Below are 22687 nucleotides of genomic sequence, written 5' to 3' on the forward strand. Positions count from 1 at the left end.
TTGATAGATGATGAAGAGCAACGCCGCATCGTTTTTCGTCCAAAATGCTACTTTTTGATACGCTGCTGACGCACAAACATGCGTTGAAGGATATTCACATGCTCCTTCGCAGCAAGCAAGTATACAACATCTCCTGCATGAAGCATGCTTTCTCCGTAGACTGGAACCTCCTTCATCTCTCTCATGATGGCCATAATGGAGGTATTACCAGGCAGCCTGATCTCTGCCAGCCTTCGATATTCGACCTGTGATCGGGGCCATACCTTTAGACTGATCACATTCAAATTCGATTCGCTTACCGATCTTGGCTCCTGTATTCTTCCGATATAGTCGTCATCCTCCATCATATTGCCTTGGGACAAGCCAAGCTTGTCAGCCACCCAGGATACAGTCGCCCCTTGCAGTAGGGCTGAGCTCAGTACGACGAAGAAGACTACATTGAAGAACAGCATGCCGTGCTCCACATTTGCCGTTAAAGGAAACGTGGCAAGGATGATCGGAACGGCTCCTTTTAATCCTGCCCATGAGATTAGAACCTTCTCTCTTGTATTGAATCTGGAGAACAACAAGCTGAGCCAAACCCCGATCGGCCTTGCGATAAACATGAGGATAAAGGAAAGCAGAAGCGCTTGCCAGGTTACCAGCACCAGTTGGCCTGGAAATACAAGCAGGCCTAGAAGCACAAACATCATAATCTGCATCATCCAGGAAAAGCCCTCATTGAAGCGGACAATCGAGTAGCGATACGTAAGATCGGCATTGCCCAGCATGATTGCCATGACATAGACGGCTAAAAAGCCGCTGCATTCCATAAGAGCCGCAATACTATAAGTGAGGATGCCCAAGCTCACGGCCAGTACGGGATATAAACCAACGTTGCTTAGCTGGATTCGATTCAATAGCCGCGCGGAGGTTAGGCCGAAAAATAGCCCCAGCAGCAGTCCCGCTCCCATTTGCCATACAAAAAAGCTGAGCATGTAAAGCCATGAAACAGATTCAGGCGCCTCCATAAGCCCAATTAATAATAGGGTCAAAAAGACGGCCATCGGATCGTTCGAGCCCGATTCTACCTCAAGCGTCGTCTTCAACTGACGGTGGATCGCTTTGCCGCCAATAACAGAAAAGATTGCTGCCGCATCCGTAGAGCCTACAATCGCCCCAACCAAAAGCCCCTCCAGCCATTCCAGATTCAAGATGAACTTGGCGCATACACCAACCACAACGGCAGTTACTGCCACGCCAACGGTGGAAAGCGAGAGCGCAGGTTTTAAGGTCAGCTTCATCCTTTTCCAGCTTGTATGCATGCCGCCTTCAAATAATATGATGATCAAAGCGAGAATCCCAAACAACTGTGTCCAGTGAGCATTGTCAAAATACATGAACTGGCTAAGCCCCATGCCTAGCATGATGAATACGACCAGCGAGGGCACATTGAGCTTGTTCGTCATCTTTGCCCCTACAACTCCGATAAATAGCATCATTCCGAGTAAGAATAAGAGCTCGTCTGTTGTCCAGATCACTGGGCTTGTCCTCCGTCACCATAAGTTTCACTTGCCATCTCTTATGTTTATGACGGAGCTTCTAGTATTTATTTCTTTTTAACTAAAAAAATGTTTATAACCGGGGTTGGCGACTATTGCCGTATATATGGTTCCACAAAAATAGCTGCCTTGCTTCTACTTCTACTATTATTGAGCTCATAAAAAAGCGTCCTCTTCTGATACTGAAGAGAACGCATATGGTGTATTTCTTGCTTGGTACAACTATGTGCTTAGCAGCGTTAACATGCTACACATTCTGCTGCTTGATCATCTCAAGAACAGCCTTAGCGATCGCCATATGCCCAGTCTGATTCGGATGGACACGATCGAATGCCAGCGTCGTAGGATGAGTGTACGCCAAGAATCGGTCCATGGTTTCCTGCAGATCCACAACAGGCAGGTCCCGCTCTCTTCCAACAGCTTGTACGATTGCCCCGTAGCGATCCATATCCGCACGCATCGGCTCTTCCTTATTCGGCTCGATAAAGAACGGCGTGAGCAGCATGACATCGGCTCCAAGCGCTTGCGACGAATCGATCAGTTCATTCATCGTGCGCTCATATTCTTCTTCCAGCACCGCAAGTGCTTGATTCATCGGATTATCATATTTTCGCCAGACATCATTGATCCCGATCGCGATGATAACTCCATCAGGCTGATGATCCAGCACATCCTGCTGCCATCGTGCCGCAAGATCGCGAATGGTGTTACCGCCGATCCCCATATTCAGCAATTGAATGATAAAGGAAGGATATTCACAGCGAATCAACGACTGCAGCAGGTTCACGTAGCCATTTCCCAAGCCATGATAGAGCCCCTCTCCTACAGGTCTTGCGCGATCACAGTCGGTTATGGAATCCCCCATCACAATTAGTTTGTAGCCTTGACGAAGCTTCATGTCCATTGCCTCCTCTGGAGTAAATACACAACGTTATGAATGTATTCGACTAAATCTTCGATCCACCTGCTCCGTCCATAGAAATCCTGCTGTCGCTAAGATTAACAGGATGCCTGATGCACCGTAAAGCGTCTTGATGCCTAGCTCGGCATAGATGTAGGCACCAATCAAGCTTCCCGTCATCGTTGCCCCAAGGCTGATCATCATGAACAGCAGCGCTTGTCCGCTTGCACGGAATCGATCGGGAATCAGTTCCATCATATAGTCAGCCAAGAACGTAAAGTAAAAAGCGATCGCGATTCCCTGAATGGCCTGCATCACCATCACAAGCCACAAGGCATCCGTCCATGCGATGACGAAGGAACGCAGCATAAGGATGACTGCAGAGATCGCAAGCATCGGCAGCGGCCGGAAGCGCTGGCGGATACGTCCAAAGTACATAAAGATGCCAATCTCAATCGCAGCGGGGAGCATCCAGCCCATCCCGACATAGAACTGACTTCCATTTAATTCGTGAATGAGATACGTGAAATATTGATCATTGAAGGCAAAGGTCATTTGGTACAGTACGAGTGCAGCAATAAACCATAGAAATCTCGGCGTTCGCACGTACTGAAGCAGCTCGTTCATCTTGACCTTTGGCTTCTCCGCAGATGCTGAGGGTCCACCTTGCTCATCACCAGGCATGTAGTGCGGCTCTCTCGGGTCTCGTACGGGAAGCAGCGCAATCCATGTCAAGGCGACGAGGATAATGGCTACCCAGCCCATCGTCGTTCGTCCTGGGAGGAGATCAAGCACCCAGCCAATGATCACGGCAGCAACGGCAAAGCCCGCTGCGCCACATCCGCGAATCGTGGCGTATGCAGCATCAAGGCGCCGCGCTGCAAGCATCGCCATACTGTCTGTAAGTGAATTGACAGGCACCCACAGGAATTGAAATAGAAAGACGAGGCCCATCACGAGCCACACATTAGAAACATGGAAAATAAAATAAATGCTCACCATCATCAGCGCCATCAGCGTAAGAAGGATAGGCTTCATACGTGACAGCTTATCGCTAATCATTCCGAATAAGGCGTTCGCGATCATGCCAATGATCGGAAGAAGTGCATTCTGAAGTCCATACATCGCATCAGTATATCCAATCTCCCGATAATACAGCGGAAAGAACGAGCTGAACACTGCAGCAGGTCCATAAATGATAAATACATAGATACAGATCAATCGAAGCTGCATCGACCTAAAGCCCGCCTCTAAAGGAAGGCGTGAGTGTGTTGCTGGATTGGTCATACCTTAGATACCTCCATCATATAAGGAAGATATTCGCTTCATGATCTAGAACCGAATATTCAACCCTAATTTACGATTGTATCATAGGAATTTGCTTCGTGTACGAGAATTTTCGCTATCATTCGACAACTTTTCTCTTGATTGTCTGAAATGCCCTCTTCCTTCTCACTAAGCTTTGAAGTATACTGGTAACATTCTGTTTATCATTTGTAAACATCCACAAGAGAGGCATCTCTCATCATACGTCATCTCGTATAGGGGCAGGAATTGGCTTGCTCGTCTCTACCTGATCACCGTAAATGATCGGACTACGGGAGCGAAGAATCTGAAGATTGAAAGAAAGTCACTCCTTGCAAGACGTGTTTCTACGATCATTGACACGTCTCTATTGTGGTTTTCCTAACATTTGCAGAGGAAGCTTCTACAGCCCGGTAAAGAGGGTATCCTAGTTGATAGAGATACGCTTTTTTCGGGCTTTTCTTGCAATCTTCAGCTTTTTAAGCATTCGAGTAAACGAATAGGCTCTTATAACTTCAAGGGGGTACGCATGTATGCAACTGCTAAAGGACAAGATTAGAACGGAAGGAATCGTATTGAGCAACAATGTGTTAAAGGTAGACTCCTTCCTGAATCATCAGATGGATCCTGTGCTCATGATGGAGATGGGCAAGGAATTTGCACGCAGATTCCAAGACAAGAAGATTACAAAGGTTCTCACGATTGAATCTTCTGGTATTGCTCCGGGCTTAATGGCGGCGCTTGAACTGAATGTTCCGCTCGTATTTGCTCGCAAGCAGAAGTCTTTGACCCTGACAGAGAATCTCTTTGTCGAAAAGGTTCATTCTTTTACGAAGCAAGTAACAAACGATGTTACAGTGTCTCGTAAATTTTTGAATCCTGAAGATCAAGTGCTCGTCATTGACGACTTCCTTGCAAACGGTGAAGCTGCATTTGGTCTGGCACGTATCTGTGAGCAGGCCGGAGCTACCGTTGTCGGAATCGGAATCGTGATCGAAAAGTCGTTCCAGCCTGGACGCAGCAAGCTTGTGGATGCAGGCTACCGCGTAGAGTCCCTTGCGCGCATCGCCTCTTTAGACAATGGACAGGCTGAGTTCGTGGAATAGAATGAACAAGCGTTAAGATCGCCTTGCCATTCTTGTATTAAACATCCCAAGGAGGAATTGTTGTTATGCCACACGATGAACCCGTTTTTCAACGGAATCGTCACCCTTTTAAGACCTTCTCGCTAGGTCTTCAGCATGTGCTTGCGATGTATGCCGGAGCGGTTATTGTTCCTTTGATCGTAGGTGGTGCCTTAGACTTCACCCAAGAACAGCTCACATACCTTGTCGCCATTGACCTTATGATGTGCGGTGTCGCCACTTTGCTTCAAGTATGGAAGAATAAATGGTTCGGAATCGGCATGCCTGTTGTGCTTGGCTGTGCATTCCAAGCGGTAACGCCGATGATCGCAATTGGTACAGATCCTGATTTTGGGGTGTCTTTCATTTATGGCGCGATCATAGCTTCTGGTTTGTTTGTCGTCTTATGCAGCGGCTTGTTCGGCAAGCTGATTCGACTCTTCCCTCCAATTGTAACGGGATCTGTCGTGACAATTATCGGGGTTACGCTTATTCCTGTTGCGTTTAACGATCTAGCAGGCGGTGCAGGGTCTGATCAATTCGGCAGCATTGAGAATCTTGTCCTTGGCTTTGGGGTTTTGATCTTTATCATTATTATGAATCGATTCTCAACAGGCTTCTTGCGTTCCGTATCCATTCTAGTTGGACTCATTATAGGCACATGTGCCGCATACTTCTTTGGACTTGTAGATATAAACAAAGTAAGCGAAGCTTCTTTCTTCCATGGCATTAAGCCATTCTATTTCGGCACGCCGGAATTCGCATTGACTCCGATTCTTACGATGATTATCGTATCTATCGTCAGTGTAGCGGAATCTACAGGCGTATTTATGGCGCTTGGCAATATCTTGGATCGCAAAGTAACATCAAAGGATCTAGCTAGAGGTTACCGAGCAGAAGGGCTTGCTATCGTGCTTGGCGGGGTATTCAACTCCTTCCCGTACACCACCTATTCCCAGAACGTCGGCCTGCTTCAGATGACTCGCGTCAAGACACGCGATGTGATCGTCGTTGCCGGCGGCATTCTGATCGTTCTTGGGTTCATTCCGAAGATCGCTGCATTTGCAACGCTGATTCCAAGCTCCGTGCTTGGCGGTGCGATGGTTGCCATGTTCGGGATGGTGGTATCATCAGGGCTTCGCACACTCGGTTCGCAGGTTGACCTGAACCGCCATGAGAATCTATTTATCATTGCCTGCTCTGTAGGGATGGGCCTTGGTGTAACGACCGTTCCTGAATTGTTCGCTCAGCTTCCGGCTCAGGTACAGATTCTGACTGGCAATGGCATTGTAGCCGGTACATTCACTGCGATCGTCATGAACCTGATCTTCAACGGCTTAGGTGAGAAGCCAAAGGAACACAATGATGAAGAGACGCAAGCCGCATAACGAAATGTCCTTATGTAAGCAGCATATATAAATTTCAGGTAGCAGCCCCTACGATATGGGCCTGCTACTTTTTTTGTATCTTAGCAGCCTGTGGAGCTCTAAATCCCCTTTGTCATACTGCACTCGAAATGAGCACAGCGCTCAATAGGCTCTTGGTTAGTATCATCCAGCATCAAATACAACCTCTCAAGCACTCACGTTTTCTTTTCCCGGGAAATGTTCGACATAAAGTTTAATTATCCCTTTTCCTATTTATATAAAAGCAGCACCACAATTTTATTCACAAAACAAACATAAACAAAGAAAAACAAATATTATTTACATTTGTTTATGTTGACTAACTTTGTGAATTTGATAACATAGTAGTATCAGCACCATATTATCAATATTTCACTACCATCAGCTGTTAACATGCAGAGGAGGATGTTTCATGAGCACGAAGGTCTTTTATGTACCATCTGTCAATCTTATGGGTCGTGGATGTGTAAAGGATATTGCCCCTTATATCCAAGAGCTAGGCTTAAAGAAAGCGCTCGTCGTTACCGATAAGTTTCTAATGAAAAGCGGCATTGCGAAGAAGGTATTGGACGTTCTAGAGGCGGCTCACCTTCCCTATGTCGTATACGACGACGTGAAGCCGAATCCAACCTGTGCCAATGTGCATGACGGCGTTCAGGTACTGCGGCGAGAGGAATGCGACTTCCTCATCTCTATCGGCGGAGGTTCTCCTCAGGATGCGGCCAAAGGGATTGGCATCCTTGCAACGAACGGGGGACATATCAAGCAGTATGAAGGCGTGCACATGACGAAGCATCGCTCCCTTCCGATTATCGCGGTTAATACCACCGCAGGCACATCGGCTGAGGTGACAATCAACTACGTCATAACCGACGAGGAACGCAAGGTTAAGATGGTTATGGTCGATAAAAACAGTCTCGCAACCATGAGCGTCAATGACCCTGAGCTTATGCTCGGCAAGCCTGCTGACTTGACGGCCGCGACCGGAATGGATGCGCTCACCCACGTGATTGAGGCTTTGGTTACACCTGGGGCTTATCCCGTTACCGATGCGGTTGCTCTTGCGGCAGTAAAGATCATTTTTGATTATCTGCCCCGAGCGGTTAAAGATGGACAGGATATTGAAGCACGCGAGCAAATGGTATATGCCGTATTCCTTGGCGGCATGGCCTTCAACAATGCAGGTCTAGGCTACGTCCATGCGATGGCCCATCAGCTTGGCGGCGTCTACGACCTGCCGCACGGCGTATGCAACGCCATGCTGCTGCCGATCGTGGAAGAGGAGAACGCGAAGCATGTTCCCCATCGCTTCCGTCCAATCGCAAAGACAATTGGCCTTGATGATCAAGGTAAGACCGATGAGGAATGCGCAGCTTACGTTATTGAAGCCATAAAGCGCTTGTCTAAAGAAGTAGGCATTCCTAGCAAGCTGTCCGAGATTGGAGTAACGGAAGTAGACCTTGATTTGCTCGCCGAGAACTCCATGAAGGATGCTTGTGCGCCGGGGAATCCCTTTATCCCAACGAAAGAAGAAGTCATTGAGATGTTCAAGAAGATCATTTAAATAACAAATAGACCTCTTAGTCATGACAACTTGTCTGCTTAGAGGTCTATTTATTGTTCCGATCTTCTTTTATGCTCATGTTACAAGTCCTGCTCATTTCCCGAGAATCAGGCTGCAGAATTGATCGGCAAACTCATCAAACCACGGTGTACCGTAATAAGCAAACGTATAAACATCAAAAACAAGCAGCAAAAGCATAACAAGCATGAACACAATGAGCAAAGCATTCTTTTCCTTTTGAACCATAAGCTCGAATCCGCGATGAACAAATGGAACAAATATAAAGGAAATCACAGGTGCAATCAGGAGTCCCATAATAATCATAAATGGTCCTCCGATTCCTTGATGCCCCGTCCCCCATGTAGCAGAGGATATAATGAGCAGAACGTAAAGATTGATGGCAGCCAAGATGGCTAGAAAGCTGTTCATTGCGCCTGACTTAACGTTAAGTAAAAAACGACTCATGTTGCAGTAAGCTCCCTCTTCTCCTGTTCTCAAGTTGTCGTATTCTCTATCGTGAAATCGTTCACGTCTCTATGTAAAATAGCATACCGAATTTCAACGCTTTTGTCTGTTACATTTTTACCGCAAGTGTGTATTTCTGCGGAATAACAGGCTAATCTTGCTCGATTCTATCTAAAAAAGAGAGCGATAATATTCAGCTACTGCCCTTTGTTTATTAGACTCCATCTTTCCATCTCTTCCGCAAGCTGCTCCGCTTCCGCTAATAGGACAGGTTCTGTTCCTACCGCAGCAGCATCATAGTAGTGCATGATCTCCGTAAACATTCGATACAAGGCCATCTTTACTTCCGCATTTGGGCTCAGCTTGCGCTTAGCCCGATAGAGCTCCAGAAGCCCAAGCTCCTTCCCATTCGCTTGATTCAACTGATAAAGGTCAAGCTCAGGGTCCGCATAGCTGCATTTATAAGGGTCGATCGCAGCAGCCACTGAGGTTAGATCCGGATGAAGGAGAATATTCCAGGTGTTATAGTCCCCATGAATCAGGCACGCCTGTTCCACAGGAATGCTGAAAATCTCCTCGTACTGCTCATATGCACGAACCGCAATCTGGTATACCTGTTGAGGCAGCTTTCCCGTTTCAACCATGATGCGAGCTTTATATACCGTGACTTCGACCTGCCGTTTATAGTAAACCCGCCAATCCTTTTCAAAATGCGCCTCCCCAATCTCACCGAACCCTGCCGGATTCACCACCTGATGGTAAGCAATCAAATTATCCACGATATCATTCGCAACCCTAAGCTTGCTCTCCGTCGGCCACTCCCTCACTCCTCCTGCATTGACGCCACCCATATATTCCATAATGAGAGCATCAAACGGAATTTGTGCATTTTTATCATGCACCTCATATACGCACGGCATCGGGAGCGTCCCATGCTTTGCAAGAAGCGCCAATTGAGCCTGTTCCTTTCGGTGCAGACCTTCTTGCAGATAGCATTTAACAACGACCTCATAGGGCGGCTCTGCTAGCTTCACTAGGAATACACGCCCGTAGAAGCCGCCTCCGATGTACGATAACGAAAGCGGCTTTACCTGAACCTTCGCTTGAACAAGCGATTCGACATCAGCAGTGCTTAACTCCTTCATCATCCACCTCTTCTATATGATCTTGGTTCGTCTGATACAAAGAAGGCCTAAGCACGCTGTCTTACGAAGAAGGACAGCGTGCTCAGGCCATTAATCTTTATGATGCATGCTTGATGAATATACTAACTCTATTTTTTGCCATTCTCAAGGATATTCGTTATCGCTACGTTCATAACCTTGACGGAAAGGAACATCGACAAAGTTATGATCCATCCCCGATGATTCATGTTCATGTAAATCATTGGATTGCGGAACATAAAAAGGATTATCTTTGTGCAGCGCGATCAGCATATAGCGCTACAGGCTGCTTCGCTTCTCTGGAACGGTAGCCTGCAAGTGCAACCGAGGCTGCACGCAAGCCGTCTTCGCCAGTGATTGGCACGGGCTTGCCAGCAAGAATGGCATCAACGAAGGAAGCCACCATCAGATCATCCATATTGTCTCCCCAGAATTCCCAGCTTCCCTTGCCGTCTTCATCGCTAAAGATCTCATTCTTTTGCGCGAACGCATCGACATGGATAACGCCTTTCGTACCGATGATCTCCATCGTCACATCTCCCCAAGTCGGGAAGGACTTCGGTCTCGACCAACTGGTATCCAGCACGCCAAATACCCCGTTCTCAAACTTCACATGAATCATGCCTGCGTCGTCTACCTGAAGCTCTTCATTGAAGCGTGTCCCCGCATAGGCATATACTTCTTGGACTTGAGACTTCGTAAACCAGTGCATCAGATCCATTACATGCACGGTGTGATCCAACAGAGCACCGCCTCCTGACAATGCCGGATCGACGAACCAGCCTCCTGGATTAGAGCCTCTGTTCGTGCCCTTGATCGCAATAATTTCGCCAATCTCACCACGATTCACCGCTTCCTTGGCACGGATCACCGACATCAGCGAGCGGCATGGGAATGCTGTCATAAGCTGCACGCCCTTGTCTTGACATACCTGGATCATCTCCTCCATCTCAGGCACGGAGATCCCAAGCGGCTTCTCGCACAGGACGTGCTTGCCTGCTTCAGCGGCGGCAAGCGTCATCTCATAATGATACGCATTCTCGGAACAAATCACGACAGCATCGATATCGGTCAGAAGCAGTTCCTTATAATCCTCATAGTAAGGAATATCGTATCGTTCCACTACACGCTCGACACGGCTCTTCACCTCATCTGCAATGCCAACGATCTGAACCTGCGGAAGCTTCCGCATGCCTTCCAGATAGGAGAAGGCATGACCGTGAGCGAAGCTAATGAAACCTACTTTTAATGTTGTCTTCATGTCTTACGCCCCCTTCTCTGCGTCTGCAAGCTTGACGACTTTACCGGACTTGGCAGATTGAACTGCGTATGAGGCGATCGTGATAGCCGCAAGCGCATCCTGTCCAGTGACGATTGCTTGCTGCCCTGTACGAATGCACGAAATAAAGTGAGCAAGCTCCAAATCATAAGGGCTGTGAAGACCTGGGCTTTCAGGAATCTCTACCACAGGCCGATTGCTGCCTGGCTTGGCTGCTTGGACGACAGACAAGGATGAGGTGTCCTTACTCCGGTTGCGAGCGACGCCCTTGCTTCCTGCAAGCTCAATCTCGGTATGGAATGCGCCAGGATATCCCCAGATCGCTTCCAGACTCGCGACTGCGCCATTTTGGAACTCAAGTGTTACAAACGCCGTTTCCAGCTCCTCGGTTACATACTGCATCGCATATACCGATTCCACTTCTCCTACTGTCCAGCGAAGATAATCAATATCATGAATCATGAGATCAAAGATAATCCCGCCGCTCTTCTCTGGATCGCTAAACCATTTGGAAGCTCCTCCTGGATGAGATCCGCCTCGCTTCGCATGAATCACCCCGAGAGGGCCTAGTTTACCTTGTTCAACGACCTGCTTAAGCTGAATATAATCCGGGAAGAAGCGTACGACATGTCCGACGAAGAAGCGTACCTGATTCTCTTCACAAGCAGCGATCATTTCCTTCGTATCAGCAATCGTTAACGAGGCCGGCTTCTCGCTAATGACATGCTTGCCGGCACGCGCTGCCTTTACAGCAAACTCCTTGTGCAGATAGCTTGGCACCACAATACTGATCACATCAAATTCTGCTTGCTCCAGCATGTCCTCAAAAGAGGTAAAAGCCTTCGCTCCCGTTCGCTTAGCTGCGAACCATGCACGCTCCTCGATAATATCGCATACTGCGGTCAATTCAACATCCGGCATCCGATGGAATGCGCTTACATGAACATTACCCATACTTCCGCATCCAATGACTGCTACCTTCATTTCTGCACCTCTCTTATATCTATTTTTGTCATCATTTTTCTTTTGGCTGGTTCGAATAACTTACCCTCATGATATAATTCAGTTATCATTCCGTAAATGCGGAGATTTGTGCAGTTTATATTCATTTTTGTCTTGGATAATAGAGGAAAACGAGGTGTCTTGCGCAATGAAGCCAGTGGATCAGCCCATCATCTATCAAGAGCCAATTATTTATCAGAACCAAGCTCTTTGTTTGAAAGTATGGCGTTTTATCCAGGAGAAATCTTTTCAGCATCATCAAATGTCTTGGCACTATCATCCTGAAATTGAACTCATTCTCATTGAAGAGGGGGAACAGATCGCGATGACACCTGATGCTACCTATATCCTGAAGCCTCAGGATATTGTGCTGTTCGGCTCTTCCGAGCTCCATCGAACCAATATGCAGGGAAACACTCCTCTCAAATATATTGTTCTTCATCTCGATCTTAAGCCGTATTTCAATCCCGCTACGATGATGTATTATGGGCATTTTGCAGAACTAAGCGAGCCTTTGAGCCGGATGAACCGCATTCTGGCGAGACAGGAGACGAGGCTTGAAGTGGGGGCATTGATTACAAAAATCCATGAGGAAGTCATGATCCAGCAGCGCGGGTACGAGCTTGCGGTTAGTGCATGGGTTCAGCAATTGCTTCTGACTCTATATCGTCATGATTATGAGATGGAAGCGGCTCTGCCGAAGCTTGATACGAAGGTGATGGAGCCCGTCCTAGCTTACATTGAAGCCCATCTGAGCGAGACGCTAGATATGCGTCATGTCGCCTCTGTTGCAGGCATGAGCTATAGTTATTTTTCCAAAGTGTTTAAAAAGAACTTGGGAACGTCCTTCATCGATTACGTAAACCGAAAAAGAATCGCCATGGCGGAGCGGCTCCTTGTTACCAAGGAATCAACCATTGAAGAGATTGCAAGTGATGTCGGGATATCCAATATGGCCCACTTCTATGAGCTGTTCAAGCGCTTTAACGGATGCACCCCGAAACAGTATGCGGAGAAAATGCTTAACTTAGAAAATAAACGGGATCATGCGGCTTTATCTAAGGATACAGCAAGCACCATCCCGTTGTAAACGGCGAAACTCCGATGTCGTCATCATCCTAAGACTTCCGTACTTAGGATGAACACGAGGACGAGCACACTACGCTCACGTCTAAGCGTTCGCAATGCGCGGCATCGGCATCATCTCTTTGCCAAGCTCTGCCCAGATGTAGCGCAGCAGCAGTTCCTGCTTCAGAGGAGCGTATTCAGGATCATGCCAGCGATTATGAAGCTCCTGCGGATCCTCCTGGAGATCAAACAACTCCCCATAGGTCTGGTTATAATATACCGTCAGCTTATATCGGGCATCGACATAGGTTTTCTGATGAATCGTCGTCGGCTCATGATGAAATTCGCATATCGCATGCGATCTCGCCTCCGTCTTGTCCCCTAGCCATACTTGGCGCTGGTCAACTCCCGTCATTGTTCGCGGGATCGGGATATCACAGAACGACAGCATGGTTGGGGCAAGGTCAACAAGCGATTGGATCGCTTCAGATGTCACACCTGCCGGCACATGGTTCGGGTATCTCACCTGGAATGGAATGCGGATCAAGTCCTCGTAGTGAAAGCCGCCCTTTGCCTGCAAGCCGTGCTGCCCGAAGAAGTGCCCATGATCCGATGTGAATATAACCATCGTATTCTCCGTCAGCTTAAGCTCATCCAGCTTATCCAGTATTTTTCCAATGTACTTATCCATCAGGCTGATCATGCCATAGTAGACGGCCACCAGCTTCTTCCGGTCCGCTTCCGTTAATGGTCCCTGCTTGCCATATCCATAACGCAGATGCGAGTGATATCCGTGGATGGCATACCCACTTTCTCGAAGATCCGCATAGTCAGGCGATTCCTCCTGTGTCTTGCCATAGTGAGGCGGGTTATGGTCATGCTCGCCCGGCGTCAAAGAAGGAATCGTAAGCTCGTCAGGATCATACATCGTATCCCAAGGCTCTGGCACAAGATACTCAGGATGCGGGTCAAAGAAGCTCGACCATAGGAAGAAGGGCTCGTTCTTCTCTGCATACTGCTCCAGCATCGCGTTCGAGCGCTCTGTAATCCACGTATTGTAATGATATTCCTCTGGGATCGGCCAATGATAAGTCTGAGCAGGGTCCATCGTGCCCGTTGGCGGCAAAAAGTAATCCCGCCAGTTCGTACAGCCCTTCTCCTCCATCCATAGCGCATAGTGCTGTCCCACTAAAAATTCATTCGTATGGTTTCTTGTCAGCTCCACATGCTCAAAGCCATAGTAAGGGCCGTTGAAGCTGCGCCAGCGGTCAAAGTCCTGGAGCATCGGTATCGACTCTATGGACGGATAATCCTCCGTTCCTTGAACGGGCTGGAAGTGGGCTTTGCCGATTAAGCAGGTGCGATAGCCCTCTTTTGTAAAATCATCGCCTACGCAGTGCCGATCCTCCAACAGCTTTGTGCCAAGAGACCATGCTCCATGCTGGCTTGGATATTGGCCTGTAATTATAGAGGCCCGACTTGGGGTACAGGTTGGATTCGGGCAATACGCTCTGCCGAACGTCGTGCCTTCTCGGGCAAGCCGGTCTAGATTTGGCGTCTTGATCTCAGGATGAAAAGCACCTATCGTATTCCAATGCTGCTGATCGCTCGTAATGAGAACAATATTCGGTCTGCTCTTGCTCATTTCCCCTCAACACTCCCCGCCTCTTATTTCAGCTTTGCAATGATCATCATTCTCGCCAAGTAGAATTCGTCTAGGACGAAACAGATAGTTGCTATCCAAGTGAAAAAAGCTGCTGCAAACGTCATTTCTGAGCTGCAGCAGCCTTATGAACAGGGCTTCGTTCCTCTTACAGCTTCACCCAGGACACGAGTCCGTCTGGCTGATCGGGATCGATGCCAAGCAGCTCTGCCTTGGCGAGAGCCGCAATTTGCGGAATAAAGATAAATGGAAGACCTTGTGCAGCAACATCCAACGCTTGGCCAGATACAACCGCGAGGTCAACATATTGCGATGGGATATGTTTTTCTTCAGCAGCGTACGCTACGACCTTCGCTCCGCGTGCCTTAATATCCTTCATCAAGTCCTGCTGATAGTCATTGCCATCCTTCGTCAATACTGCAATAACCAATGTATCCTTGCGCACTGTTACCATTGGGCCATGACGGACATCAAGCAAATGGTAGGCGTGAGCATCAGCATTTGCAATCTCCGTCAATGCGATTGCTCCTTCTCCTGCGAGACCTTGCAGCTCGCCATCTGCGAGCAGTACAGCACTCTTCCACTCGAAGGATGCTGCTTCACGAATAGATGCCTCTACTCGCTCCATATAAGCATCGCCAAGCGCAATCGCCTGCTTCAGATCCTGAAGCAGCGCTTCATCCTGGCCTACGAATGCAGCAAGCATCAGATTCGCCAGATACAAGTTCGTCACTGTTCGCGTCTGACATACGCTGTGATCGAATGCCCAAGGCAGCTCCAGCGCAAGGTCAGACAGCTTGGACAGACCAGAGCCTGCTACGCAGGAGATCGCAATAATCGGAACGTCCTGATTCTTGCGAATCGCATTCGCAGCATGAATCACTTCGCTTGTGCTGCCTGAGCGAGAAGGCGCAACAAGCACGGCATCGCGGAACAACGCTTGATAACGCTCTGCATTCAGCATCAGGTCGCCTCCAGCAAGCGCTGTGGCCGAGAGACCTCCGCGAATCTTCATCGAGAGGGCAGCAGATTGGCTTAAGCAATAGCTCGAACCGCAGCCAGCAAAGATGGCGGATGTAATGTTTTTGGATGCAAAGAACGTGGCAATAGCTTCACGCTTTGAAAGCATATAATCATAGGTTTGCTGAAGGGCTTCGTACTGCTTCTTAACCTCGGAATACGTTAAACTCATGAATGATAGCCTCCTTGATGGAATCGGTAGGAATCATTTTCTACCTGTATAATGAAATAATAGTTCATTTTTTTGATTGAATCAATCATTTAATGCGAATCGTCACGAAACTTTCTTTCGTTGGCAATATGCTGTGACATTCCTTTTTATATAGACAAACAAAAAAGACGCTAAATCCTATAGCGTCTTGCGTTGTCTGTCCCTCATATTATGATAACAATATCCCCTTATGACAGCCTTAACCTCAGGAAACACTTGCATCTTACCCTACCTTGCTTGAATCCCCTGCACTGGAATGAGGAAGCCCGAGCTTCTTTAAGTAATGAATGAACAAATCCGTGAGTGGCGAATATTCTCTAGATCCAGCCCCTCGCGCTCTCCATCGTGCCCCTTTATAGAAGATAAGCACCTCACGACCTGTTGGCAGAATCAAAATATACTCATTATCCGATATCGTACGCACGATCACCTTCATCCGCTCTGTGCCATTTTTAAGCTCTAGCTCCTCTTCTTCAAAGTCTCTCGCATTGAGCTCTTGAAGGGCCAGCATCAGCACCTGCCTTAGCGGACATTTACGCTTCATCACCATTCCCCAGCTATAGGGGGAACGATAAAAGGTTGCGATCATCTGATGTTCGTACTTTACAATCCACTCCGTTTGACCGTTCTGTGTAAGCTCTAGCTGATACGCGGTATGATTCCACATGATTTGCATTGTTTCCATTCTATCGCTCCTCCTGTCCTGTTGTACCTACAGTATATAGGAATGCGAAGGCCTGAACTCGTGTGTTTCTACCTTTTACAACCGATTAGATAGAATAGATGAGAAAGCCTTTTCAAGCTATGATATTAATAGTTCTTGCCGAATAGACTGAATATCTCTATCTGTAAGCAGTGGACTGATTTGGATAAAGGGCATCGACAGATGCTCGTGAAAATGGCTCATGCTTGTTGTCAGCACGCCGTCGATTTTCTTCTTTTTTGCCTTTTCATGAACATCCTTATAATTCACGCATGGGATAATGTTTAGCTCTTTGTCAAAAATCATCTTCAGCTTCTTTTGCATATAACGTGCCGCTCCTTGATCCGGCGAAAACAACAAGAACGTCTTAGGTTCCCGAATCTGTGTCTCTACATTGCACGCAATGGCATACATGACGAGATCGGCAATATCATCCTTTCGAAGCTCAATGTCCCGATCGACACAATGCTCAATCGCCTCTTCAATCGCAGCAAAAATATCGGGATACGACTTTTCAATAAAGGTCTTATAAGGATAATAGAAACAATGGACCCCCGTAATCCATCTTACGATTGAAAAATATACGTAGATCATGCTGTCTCGAATCATAGTAGCATCGTGCGCCAAATTCGAGCTAAGTCGCTTATCCATTTCTTCAAGTATGCACACCACATATTGCTGAACTCTCTCGCAACGGCTAACGATATATTGATAGAGCCTCTCCTCATCCTCAACGGTTCTTCTAGCGCCTAGTAGAACAGAAGCGAGGTAGTTCATCTCTGCCTCCGAGCAGTGAATACAGCGCTGTTCAACATAAGGCTTCAGCAATTCCAGCGCAGGCTTTGCGCTAATCTCAATCTTCTCAAGAAGTTGCGGGTAATGAAATCTGGTCAGCGTCTTGCGTCGGCTGACTCGTTCAGACCACACGCCGAACATCGTGGCAATCTGCAGATAAGCTTCTTCAAAATATTTGAAGCCGTAAGCCTCTTCAACCTTGCTTATAAGCTCCATTATGGCTTCTTTATCTGTTTTGAATGGCCAAGTACCATCATATCCGCTTTGACAGAAGTCGAATAAAAACTGACGGTAATGAAGCTCGTCCCCTTCAATTTTTATCGGCTTCTTCTTTAATTTAAGTTGGTAATCCTTAAGAATCACTTCAAGTTCTCGCAGCAGCTTGCTCACCTTGCTTACGCTGTAGTAAAGCGAATCACTTATCGTCTGCAAGGAGCAGCCAGATTCGAGCTGAATAAGCAGCTGAATCAACTGGCTCATTCCGCCCATCCGCTCAATGCGCTGAACCATCATGAGAATGTTTTCTTCGCTAGACCGTTTCAGCATAACGCCCTTTCCACGGTTAGTGACGACGGACCATCCATCCGACAAACAGCCTGCCAGCACTTTTAAATCATGCTGCACGGTCTTCGGAGAACAGCTCAGCATCTCTGCAAGCTCATCTGTCTTCATCCATGTACTAGATTCAATTAAGGTGTGAAGAAGTTGGATTTGTCTCTCTAGTATTTTCATGTGCTTTCCCCCGATCCTATGTTGCCAACTCGGAGATCAAATCTAATCCTTTTGAGGCGTTTAGCATTGATCACGGTCTAAAAAACTCTAAAACTGAATAAACGTCGTATCATCTATTACACTTTAAACCGCTAAACAAATCCAATATTCCAATGAATGCTTACCTATGTCATCAGGTATTATTTAGTATATAAGAATTTGGATAAGGCTAACATTTTAGAAATTGGCATAGCAATGAAAAGATATGGAACTTATGTCCTATATTTAAAAACTAATGAGTTTAAATTGTTAGGAAATTGTATGTGCTTTTTCTATTTTCCTATGGAGTACTGCTCTGCTCGATGTCCTAATAAAACAAAAAGCAACCCTTCAAGCTGCCGCGATCTCGCAACAGCATGACAGGATTGCTCATGTGAGTGTTATTCGATTCCTCATGCTAATAGGCTGATTATTTTTTCAGTTTGTTCTTCCGAGTGAACAAATAGATAGCACATAAAATGCTCAAGAGACCGAACAGGGTCTGACCATGACGGGGTCTCTCCCCTGTTTGCGGAAGCTCCTGCCCCCTGATCTTCAGGGAAAGGCACAATCTCCTCACCTGGATCCGTTTCCTCAGTCGGCGGAATCGTCTCTGCTAGCGGTGTTGTCTCTTCGCCGGGATCTGTTCCTTCCGTTGGAGGTGTCACAGTCTGCTCTTTCTTATTGACTGCTGTAACGCGAGTTGTTTGTCCCTCTTCGATTATAAAAGGGATCGGGGCTCATCTCGCTCATAACCATCTGGTGCTTTTGTTTCAATGAATTGAAAAATTCCTACTGCTAAGTTCTTGACCTTGAGCCGGCACCCTTGGTCTGTGACGAGCTCTGATGCGATAAGATTGCTGTCTCCGTCCAGCAACCGGAAGACCGCATCGGATAGCAAAAGCTGTTTGGTATCATCTGTCTTCATCAAGACAACACTGCCCTCACGTTCATCTGGCGGTACAGGCGCACTATCTAGCTTTTTATATACAAAAACGACCGTTAAAGAGCAGAACCATTCCTCTCAAGTTCGTTAAGGAATTATCAAAGGAAATATCGCTGATCTTGCTATTCTGCAAGCTTAAATACTCCATCTGTATAAGCTGGCCAATCAGCTCCATCTTCAGCTCGCCAATGTTGTTCTATGATCTCCACTGACAATAAGTTCGCTTATCCCTGTCAAATACTGAATGCCCTCTAAGCTCACATATTCCACATAGGCGTTAGTAGTAAACTCTCGCGCGATATAGAATGTCCCCTAGATTTGACTTAATTCTGATCGCGTTGGCTGATAGGAATCTGCGTCCTCAATGTGGTCTATTGCTTTATTCATTGATGTTCTGAGATACGGATCTGGAATCCATACTCGTTCCTCCTCTGCATCTATCACGGATGGATCAGCAGCTTCTGCATCAACAGGAGTTAGAGGACATGATAAAAAGATGCGCTCATGAATTCATTTAGTCTATCGCTCGTTATATTGTCCTAGTTTGCTAAAACCACCTTTGTCGTACACTGACAAAGGCAATAATATACAAAAAAAGCCCCTTAAGCTGAGGTGACGACATACTCGCCCTGAGACTTAAAGAGGCTCTTTGACTATCTTCCGTTTACATTGATATCTTCAACTCGAACTTCTTCCGGCAGCTTCTTAGAGGCGCTAGGCACCTCTCGTTTCTTATGATCAATCAGTTCCGACGAATAGATCGAAACGCTCATCTGTCCGGCTTGCGCGAAGGCCCGAATAAGGACAGGCTCATGGTATGAATTCTGGAACACAAAGTCGGGGCCATACCAGCTGACGGTTGCGTCTCTGCCTGAAGGAACATAAGGCACTCTTCGGCTGTGCGTGTACCTTTCCACAATCTTAAGACCGGCACGGTCTGCGGCATTGAATAAGGTCGATGATACTTGGCAGATCCCCCCGCCGACATCCTCAAACATCTCTCCCCGCACAATGACGGGGGCACGCTTGTAGCCCTTATCCTTGGTTCGCTTTCCAACAATCTGATTGAAGGAGAAGCGTTCTCCGGGGAATACCACCACGTTGTTAATGGTTTTGGCAGCTAGCGCAATGTTCTCTGAACGATTCTTATTGCGGCTATTATAGTACGTGACGTAAGCGCCAATGAGCTTGCTCTTGATTGAGGACAGCATTTCACTATCTACCCGTGGATATACCTGAACGAGAGGAACTTCTAATGCTGGTGTGTGGTGCTCATATATATATCGGTAAAAATCCTCCTTAAAGGCCTCGCGATTCAATCTCACTCCTGGCTTCTCCGGCACAATCTGTCCTGCTCCGTTCAAGCTGGCGTTAACGGGCTTGCGTTCAATCTTCTTTTCGATATCATCCATCAGCTTAGCCAGCTTCTCATCGTTAACAAGAGGAATACTTGGCAAAGGATAGATGTATTCCTTATCCGTAAGGTGTGCAACGACCTCGCCCTGATGCTCGATCGTTAAGGTGTCCAATTGATACTCCTGCGCTGGCAGCAGCAAGAGCACAGCAAACAGCCAGTTCCATCCCATCGTCATTCAACCCCCGATTGCTAGTAACTGGCTTAGTATGAAGCAGAAGGGAGGCTTTCATGCAGATTTGAATATATCCAATCTGAACAATCAACCAAATATTTCTTAAAAACCTCTTGCAATTGTGACGATTAAGCGAAATAATAAATTGGAAGACACATTTCATCCATATTATAACCTTTTACTGGGAGGGTTTTCTCGATGAATCGCTATTTCAGCAAAGCCGTCTTGTTGCTAAGCCTCGTTCTCCCTTTTCTAACTTTGGCACTTCCAATGAGCCTATATAACATTGGATTCCCTATTCCGTTTATTATTTATGATGGCCCATTGTCAGGCTCCATTCACCACGCGTACGAGCTGCTTAACTGGACGAACCTGAGAGTAAGCTTCATTAAGGTCGATTACTTCTTACTTAACGCGATGATATGGTACGGCGTACTTATTCTGATAAAGGCAAGCGTACAGCGTTTCCGCCGTGCGCCTCAAGCATAAGTGCACATAACAAAGCCGTATAACAACAACAGGCATGACGCCATGGTATTCTCCACTCATGGCGTCATGCCTGTTTTGTATTTGATCCTGCATTCCCTAGAGCTTTATTACGCACGCTGATAACAGGCGCAGCTCACCAAATGATCGTTAACCATGCCGATCGACTGCATAAAGGCATAAATAGTCGTGGTGCCTACAAATTTAAAGCCGATCTTCTTGAGATCCTTGCTGATTTGATCCGATAGCGGCGTGCTGGCTGGGACTTCTTTTATCGTCGTCCAATGATTAATAATCGGCTTATGATCTACATACCGCCAGATAAATTCATTCAGTGATCCATACTGCTCCACAATTTTAAAATAGATATGCGCATTATGTATGACCGCATTTACTTTGAGGCGATTTTTTATGATTCCATCATTGCTTAGAAGCTCTTCAACCTTCTTATCATCATAATGAATGATCACCTCAGGATCAAAATTATCGAATGCCTCGCAGAGCGTGTCCATCTTGGATAGAATGGTAGCCCAGCTTAATCCCGCCTGCTTCCCTTCAAGAATGAGCTGCTTGAAGAGCTTGCGGTCATCATAGACCGGCACTCCCCATTCGTGATCATGATAGTGCTGCTCTAGCGGACTTCGATTTGCCCAGTCGCATCGAATGATAGCGGTCCCGCTGTCCATCGTTCTCAACACCCTTTCCTTTATCATTCCTCTTCCAATCTTTCCGTTTTCTTATCAGAGGACGCGTACTCCATTCAAACGTTTCTCGACTCCAGCGATGCAATGATATCCTCACAGATTCGATGGGTCCATAATGCCTGATCTCCGCTCGTTTCAAACGGAACTTGATGCTGCACGCAGTTGAAAAAATGATCCAGCATATCCACAAAGCCGCGACGATAAAGCGTCGTTGTCCAATCCCCAAAGCCTTGATGCACTTCGGTGTCATTCTCATAAAGGATCGTCTGAACTAGATTATGAACCACCTGCTTCTTGCCCTCACTCATTACCTCAAGCCGTTCCTCGGTGACACCGGTATGCCGATTCATGATTCCGATTGCCGTAGACTGCTCGCCATGCAGATGGAGTACGAGATAGTGCACGTTTCCCTCTTCCAGGTTCCCTTGCACCTCGAAGCCGCGAGGTTCCCCAATGAAGGACACCAGCGTGTCCACGACATGAATGAAGTCGTCCATGACGGTCGAACGAAGATTGGATACCGGCGCGGTTCGATTTTTCTGCATGAGTATCGTCTCAGGACGGGATGTCCCCTCTCTCATGCTTCGATACATAGGAGCAAAGCGGCGATTGAAGCCGACCATAATGCCTACTTGCTTTGCTCTGGCCAATTGGAGAAGCTCTTCGGCCTCATGCAAATGATAAGCAATAGGCTTGTCCACAAATACGGTTATGCCGGCCTCAATCAATTCCCGGAGCATCTCTGCATGAACAGCTGTGGCGCTGTGAACAAAGGCAACATCGATCTGAGAAGCGATCAATTCCTGCAAGGTAGTAAAACGGTTGTTAATATGGTACTGTTCTCCCACTTGATGGATAACCGATTCATTCCGGCTTGCAATGGAAAGCTCAATATCTGAACGTGTCCCGAGTATGGGCAGGTAAGCCTTTCTCGCGATATCTCCTATTCCAACCATGCCTACCTTCATCCTATATCGACTCCTCCTTCATTGTAAAATAAGG

21 protein-coding genes and 1 riboswitch are annotated in these 22687 nt (G+C 47.1%); of the genes, 5 read left to right on the forward strand and 16 right to left on the reverse strand.

What is annotated here, in order from left to right; genetic code table 11:
* Nucleotides 1–47 precede the first annotated feature (47 nt).
* From I2H74_RS20980 to I2H74_RS20990, 3 genes are all read right to left on the reverse strand, one after another.
* The gene (locus tag I2H74_RS20980; protein ID WP_195576199.1) at nucleotides 48–1520 is read right to left on the reverse strand and encodes a potassium/proton antiporter; all 1473 of its coding nucleotides are present in this window, start codon (nucleotides 1518–1520) and stop codon (nucleotides 48–50) included.
* Nucleotides 1521–1788: 268 nt separating this feature from the next.
* Nucleotides 1789–2439: an SGNH/GDSL hydrolase family protein gene (locus I2H74_RS20985; protein ID WP_195576200.1), complete on the reverse strand. Its 651-nt coding sequence runs from the start codon at nucleotides 2437–2439 to the stop codon at nucleotides 1789–1791.
* Nucleotides 2440–2472: 33 nt separating this feature from the next.
* A complete protein-coding gene (locus I2H74_RS20990; protein WP_229106909.1) occupies nucleotides 2473–3729 on the reverse strand; it encodes an MFS transporter in 1257 nt (418 codons plus the stop codon).
* A 230-nt stretch (nucleotides 3730–3959) separates the two neighbouring features.
* A riboswitch (purine riboswitch) is annotated at nucleotides 3960–4060 on the forward strand.
* 220 nt (nucleotides 4061–4280) lie between these two features.
* Between I2H74_RS20990 and I2H74_RS20995 the strand changes: the two genes are divergently transcribed.
* The 3 genes from I2H74_RS20995 (at nucleotide 4281) to I2H74_RS21005 (ending at nucleotide 7841) form a co-directional block, all read left to right on the forward strand.
* Nucleotides 4281–4853 (forward strand): xanthine phosphoribosyltransferase, encoded by a 573-nt coding sequence (locus I2H74_RS20995; protein ID WP_195576201.1) that lies wholly within the window; start codon nucleotides 4281–4283, stop codon nucleotides 4851–4853.
* A 65-nt stretch (nucleotides 4854–4918) separates the two neighbouring features.
* Entirely contained in the window at nucleotides 4919–6259 is a 1341-nt protein-coding gene (locus I2H74_RS21000) for a nucleobase:cation symporter-2 family protein (protein ID WP_195576202.1), read from the forward strand.
* Nucleotides 6260–6689: 430 nt separating this feature from the next.
* Nucleotides 6690–7841: an iron-containing alcohol dehydrogenase gene (locus tag I2H74_RS21005; RefSeq protein ID WP_195576203.1), complete on the forward strand. Its 1152-nt coding sequence runs from the start codon at nucleotides 6690–6692 to the stop codon at nucleotides 7839–7841.
* Between the two features lie 93 nt (nucleotides 7842–7934).
* Here the strand turns inward: I2H74_RS21005 and I2H74_RS21010 are convergent, their stop codons facing one another.
* From I2H74_RS21010 to I2H74_RS21025, 4 genes are all read right to left on the reverse strand, one after another.
* Nucleotides 7935–8306, reverse strand: coding sequence for a hypothetical protein (locus I2H74_RS21010; protein ID WP_195576204.1), 372 nt, complete (start codon nucleotides 8304–8306; stop codon nucleotides 7935–7937).
* A 197-nt stretch (nucleotides 8307–8503) separates the two neighbouring features.
* Complete coding sequence (locus I2H74_RS21015; protein WP_195576205.1) at nucleotides 8504–9454, reverse strand: phosphotransferase; 951 nt, start codon at nucleotides 9452–9454, stop codon at nucleotides 8504–8506.
* A 262-nt stretch (nucleotides 9455–9716) separates the two neighbouring features.
* Complete coding sequence (locus I2H74_RS21020) at nucleotides 9717–10730, reverse strand: Gfo/Idh/MocA family protein (RefSeq protein WP_195576206.1); 1014 nt, start codon at nucleotides 10728–10730, stop codon at nucleotides 9717–9719.
* A gap of 3 nt (nucleotides 10731–10733) precedes the next feature.
* Nucleotides 10734–11732: a Gfo/Idh/MocA family protein gene (locus I2H74_RS21025; protein WP_195576207.1), complete on the reverse strand. Its 999-nt coding sequence runs from the start codon at nucleotides 11730–11732 to the stop codon at nucleotides 10734–10736.
* Nucleotides 11733–11898: 166 nt separating this feature from the next.
* Between I2H74_RS21025 and I2H74_RS21030 the strand changes: the two genes are divergently transcribed.
* Nucleotides 11899–12840: an AraC family transcriptional regulator gene (locus I2H74_RS21030; RefSeq protein WP_195576208.1), complete on the forward strand. Its 942-nt coding sequence runs from the start codon at nucleotides 11899–11901 to the stop codon at nucleotides 12838–12840.
* A gap of 81 nt (nucleotides 12841–12921) precedes the next feature.
* On the opposite strand, the gene I2H74_RS21035 is transcribed toward I2H74_RS21030, so the two are convergent.
* The 7 genes from I2H74_RS21035 to I2H74_RS21065 form a co-directional block, all read right to left on the reverse strand.
* Nucleotides 12922–14463 (reverse strand): sulfatase, encoded by a 1542-nt coding sequence (locus I2H74_RS21035; protein WP_195576209.1) that lies wholly within the window; start codon nucleotides 14461–14463, stop codon nucleotides 12922–12924.
* A gap of 166 nt (nucleotides 14464–14629) precedes the next feature.
* Nucleotides 14630–15673, reverse strand: a complete 1044-nt coding sequence (locus tag I2H74_RS21040; protein WP_195576210.1) for an SIS domain-containing protein — start codon at nucleotides 15671–15673, stop codon at nucleotides 14630–14632.
* A 262-nt stretch (nucleotides 15674–15935) separates the two neighbouring features.
* Nucleotides 15936–16397: a hypothetical protein gene (locus I2H74_RS21045; RefSeq protein WP_195576211.1), complete on the reverse strand. Its 462-nt coding sequence runs from the start codon at nucleotides 16395–16397 to the stop codon at nucleotides 15936–15938.
* 117 nt (nucleotides 16398–16514) lie between these two features.
* Entirely contained in the window at nucleotides 16515–17942 is a 1428-nt protein-coding gene (locus tag I2H74_RS21050; protein WP_195576212.1) for a BglG family transcription antiterminator, read from the reverse strand.
* A 448-nt stretch (nucleotides 17943–18390) separates the two neighbouring features.
* On the reverse strand, nucleotides 18391–18540 hold the full coding sequence (locus I2H74_RS25340; protein ID WP_195576213.1) for an LPXTG cell wall anchor domain-containing protein: 150 nt from the start codon (nucleotides 18538–18540) through the stop codon (nucleotides 18391–18393).
* Between the two features lie 141 nt (nucleotides 18541–18681).
* Nucleotides 18682–18891, reverse strand: coding sequence for a SpaA isopeptide-forming pilin-related protein (locus tag I2H74_RS21060; protein WP_195576214.1), 210 nt, complete (start codon nucleotides 18889–18891; stop codon nucleotides 18682–18684).
* A 668-nt stretch (nucleotides 18892–19559) separates the two neighbouring features.
* Complete coding sequence (locus tag I2H74_RS21065) at nucleotides 19560–20492, reverse strand: VanW family protein (protein ID WP_195576240.1); 933 nt, start codon at nucleotides 20490–20492, stop codon at nucleotides 19560–19562.
* A gap of 201 nt (nucleotides 20493–20693) precedes the next feature.
* On the opposite strand from I2H74_RS21065, the gene I2H74_RS21070 reads away from it, so the two are divergent.
* The gene (locus I2H74_RS21070; RefSeq protein WP_195576215.1) at nucleotides 20694–20984 is read left to right on the forward strand and encodes a hypothetical protein; all 291 of its coding nucleotides are present in this window, start codon (nucleotides 20694–20696) and stop codon (nucleotides 20982–20984) included.
* Nucleotides 20985–21091: 107 nt separating this feature from the next.
* On the opposite strand, the gene I2H74_RS21075 is transcribed toward I2H74_RS21070, so the two are convergent.
* Nucleotides 21092–21667 carry a DNA-3-methyladenine glycosylase I gene (locus tag I2H74_RS21075; protein ID WP_195576241.1) on the reverse strand — a complete coding sequence of 192 codons (576 nt, stop codon included), beginning with the start codon at nucleotides 21665–21667 and terminating at the stop codon, nucleotides 21092–21094.
* 74 nt (nucleotides 21668–21741) lie between these two features.
* A complete protein-coding gene (locus I2H74_RS21080; protein WP_195576216.1) occupies nucleotides 21742–22653 on the reverse strand; it encodes a Gfo/Idh/MocA family protein in 912 nt (303 codons plus the stop codon).
* Between the last annotated feature and the right edge of the window lie 34 nt (nucleotides 22654–22687).

Source organism: Paenibacillus sp. 1001270B_150601_E10 (assembly GCF_015558675.1).
Lineage (GTDB): Bacteria > Bacillota > Bacilli > Paenibacillales > Paenibacillaceae > Paenibacillus_B.

Excerpts from the sequence above, each read along its gene's own strand:
- I2H74_RS20985 (WP_195576200.1), bottom strand. The coding sequence starts at position 2,439 with ATGAAGCTTCGTCAAGGCTACAAACTAATTGTGATGGGGGATTCCATA.
- I2H74_RS20990 (WP_229106909.1), bottom strand. The coding sequence starts at position 3,729 with ATGACCAATCCAGCAACACACTCACGCCTTCCTTTAGAGGCGGGCTTT.
- I2H74_RS20995 (WP_195576201.1), top strand. The coding sequence starts at position 4,281 with ATGCAACTGCTAAAGGACAAGATTAGAACGGAAGGAATCGTATTGAGC.
- I2H74_RS21000 (WP_195576202.1), top strand. The coding sequence starts at position 4,919 with ATGCCACACGATGAACCCGTTTTTCAACGGAATCGTCACCCTTTTAAG.
- I2H74_RS21005 (WP_195576203.1), top strand. The coding sequence starts at position 6,690 with ATGAGCACGAAGGTCTTTTATGTACCATCTGTCAATCTTATGGGTCGT.
- I2H74_RS21010 (WP_195576204.1), bottom strand. The coding sequence starts at position 8,306 with ATGAGTCGTTTTTTACTTAACGTTAAGTCAGGCGCAATGAACAGCTTT.
- I2H74_RS21015 (WP_195576205.1), bottom strand. The coding sequence starts at position 9,454 with ATGATGAAGGAGTTAAGCACTGCTGATGTCGAATCGCTTGTTCAAGCG.
- I2H74_RS21020 (WP_195576206.1), bottom strand. The coding sequence starts at position 10,730 with ATGAAGACAACATTAAAAGTAGGTTTCATTAGCTTCGCTCACGGTCAT.
- I2H74_RS21025 (WP_195576207.1), bottom strand. The coding sequence starts at position 11,732 with ATGAAGGTAGCAGTCATTGGATGCGGAAGTATGGGTAATGTTCATGTA.
- I2H74_RS21030 (WP_195576208.1), top strand. The coding sequence starts at position 11,899 with ATGAAGCCAGTGGATCAGCCCATCATCTATCAAGAGCCAATTATTTAT.
- I2H74_RS21035 (WP_195576209.1), bottom strand. The coding sequence starts at position 14,463 with ATGAGCAAGAGCAGACCGAATATTGTTCTCATTACGAGCGATCAGCAG.
- I2H74_RS21040 (WP_195576210.1), bottom strand. The coding sequence starts at position 15,673 with ATGAGTTTAACGTATTCCGAGGTTAAGAAGCAGTACGAAGCCCTTCAG.
- I2H74_RS21045 (WP_195576211.1), bottom strand. The coding sequence starts at position 16,397 with ATGGAAACAATGCAAATCATGTGGAATCATACCGCGTATCAGCTAGAG.
- I2H74_RS21050 (WP_195576212.1), bottom strand. The coding sequence starts at position 17,942 with ATGAAAATACTAGAGAGACAAATCCAACTTCTTCACACCTTAATTGAA.
- I2H74_RS21065 (WP_195576240.1), bottom strand. The coding sequence starts at position 20,492 with ATGGGATGGAACTGGCTGTTTGCTGTGCTCTTGCTGCTGCCAGCGCAG.
- I2H74_RS21070 (WP_195576215.1), top strand. The coding sequence starts at position 20,694 with ATGAATCGCTATTTCAGCAAAGCCGTCTTGTTGCTAAGCCTCGTTCTC.
- I2H74_RS21075 (WP_195576241.1), bottom strand. The coding sequence starts at position 21,667 with ATGGACAGCGGGACCGCTATCATTCGATGCGACTGGGCAAATCGAAGT.
- I2H74_RS21080 (WP_195576216.1), bottom strand. The coding sequence starts at position 22,653 with ATGAAGGTAGGCATGGTTGGAATAGGAGATATCGCGAGAAAGGCTTAC.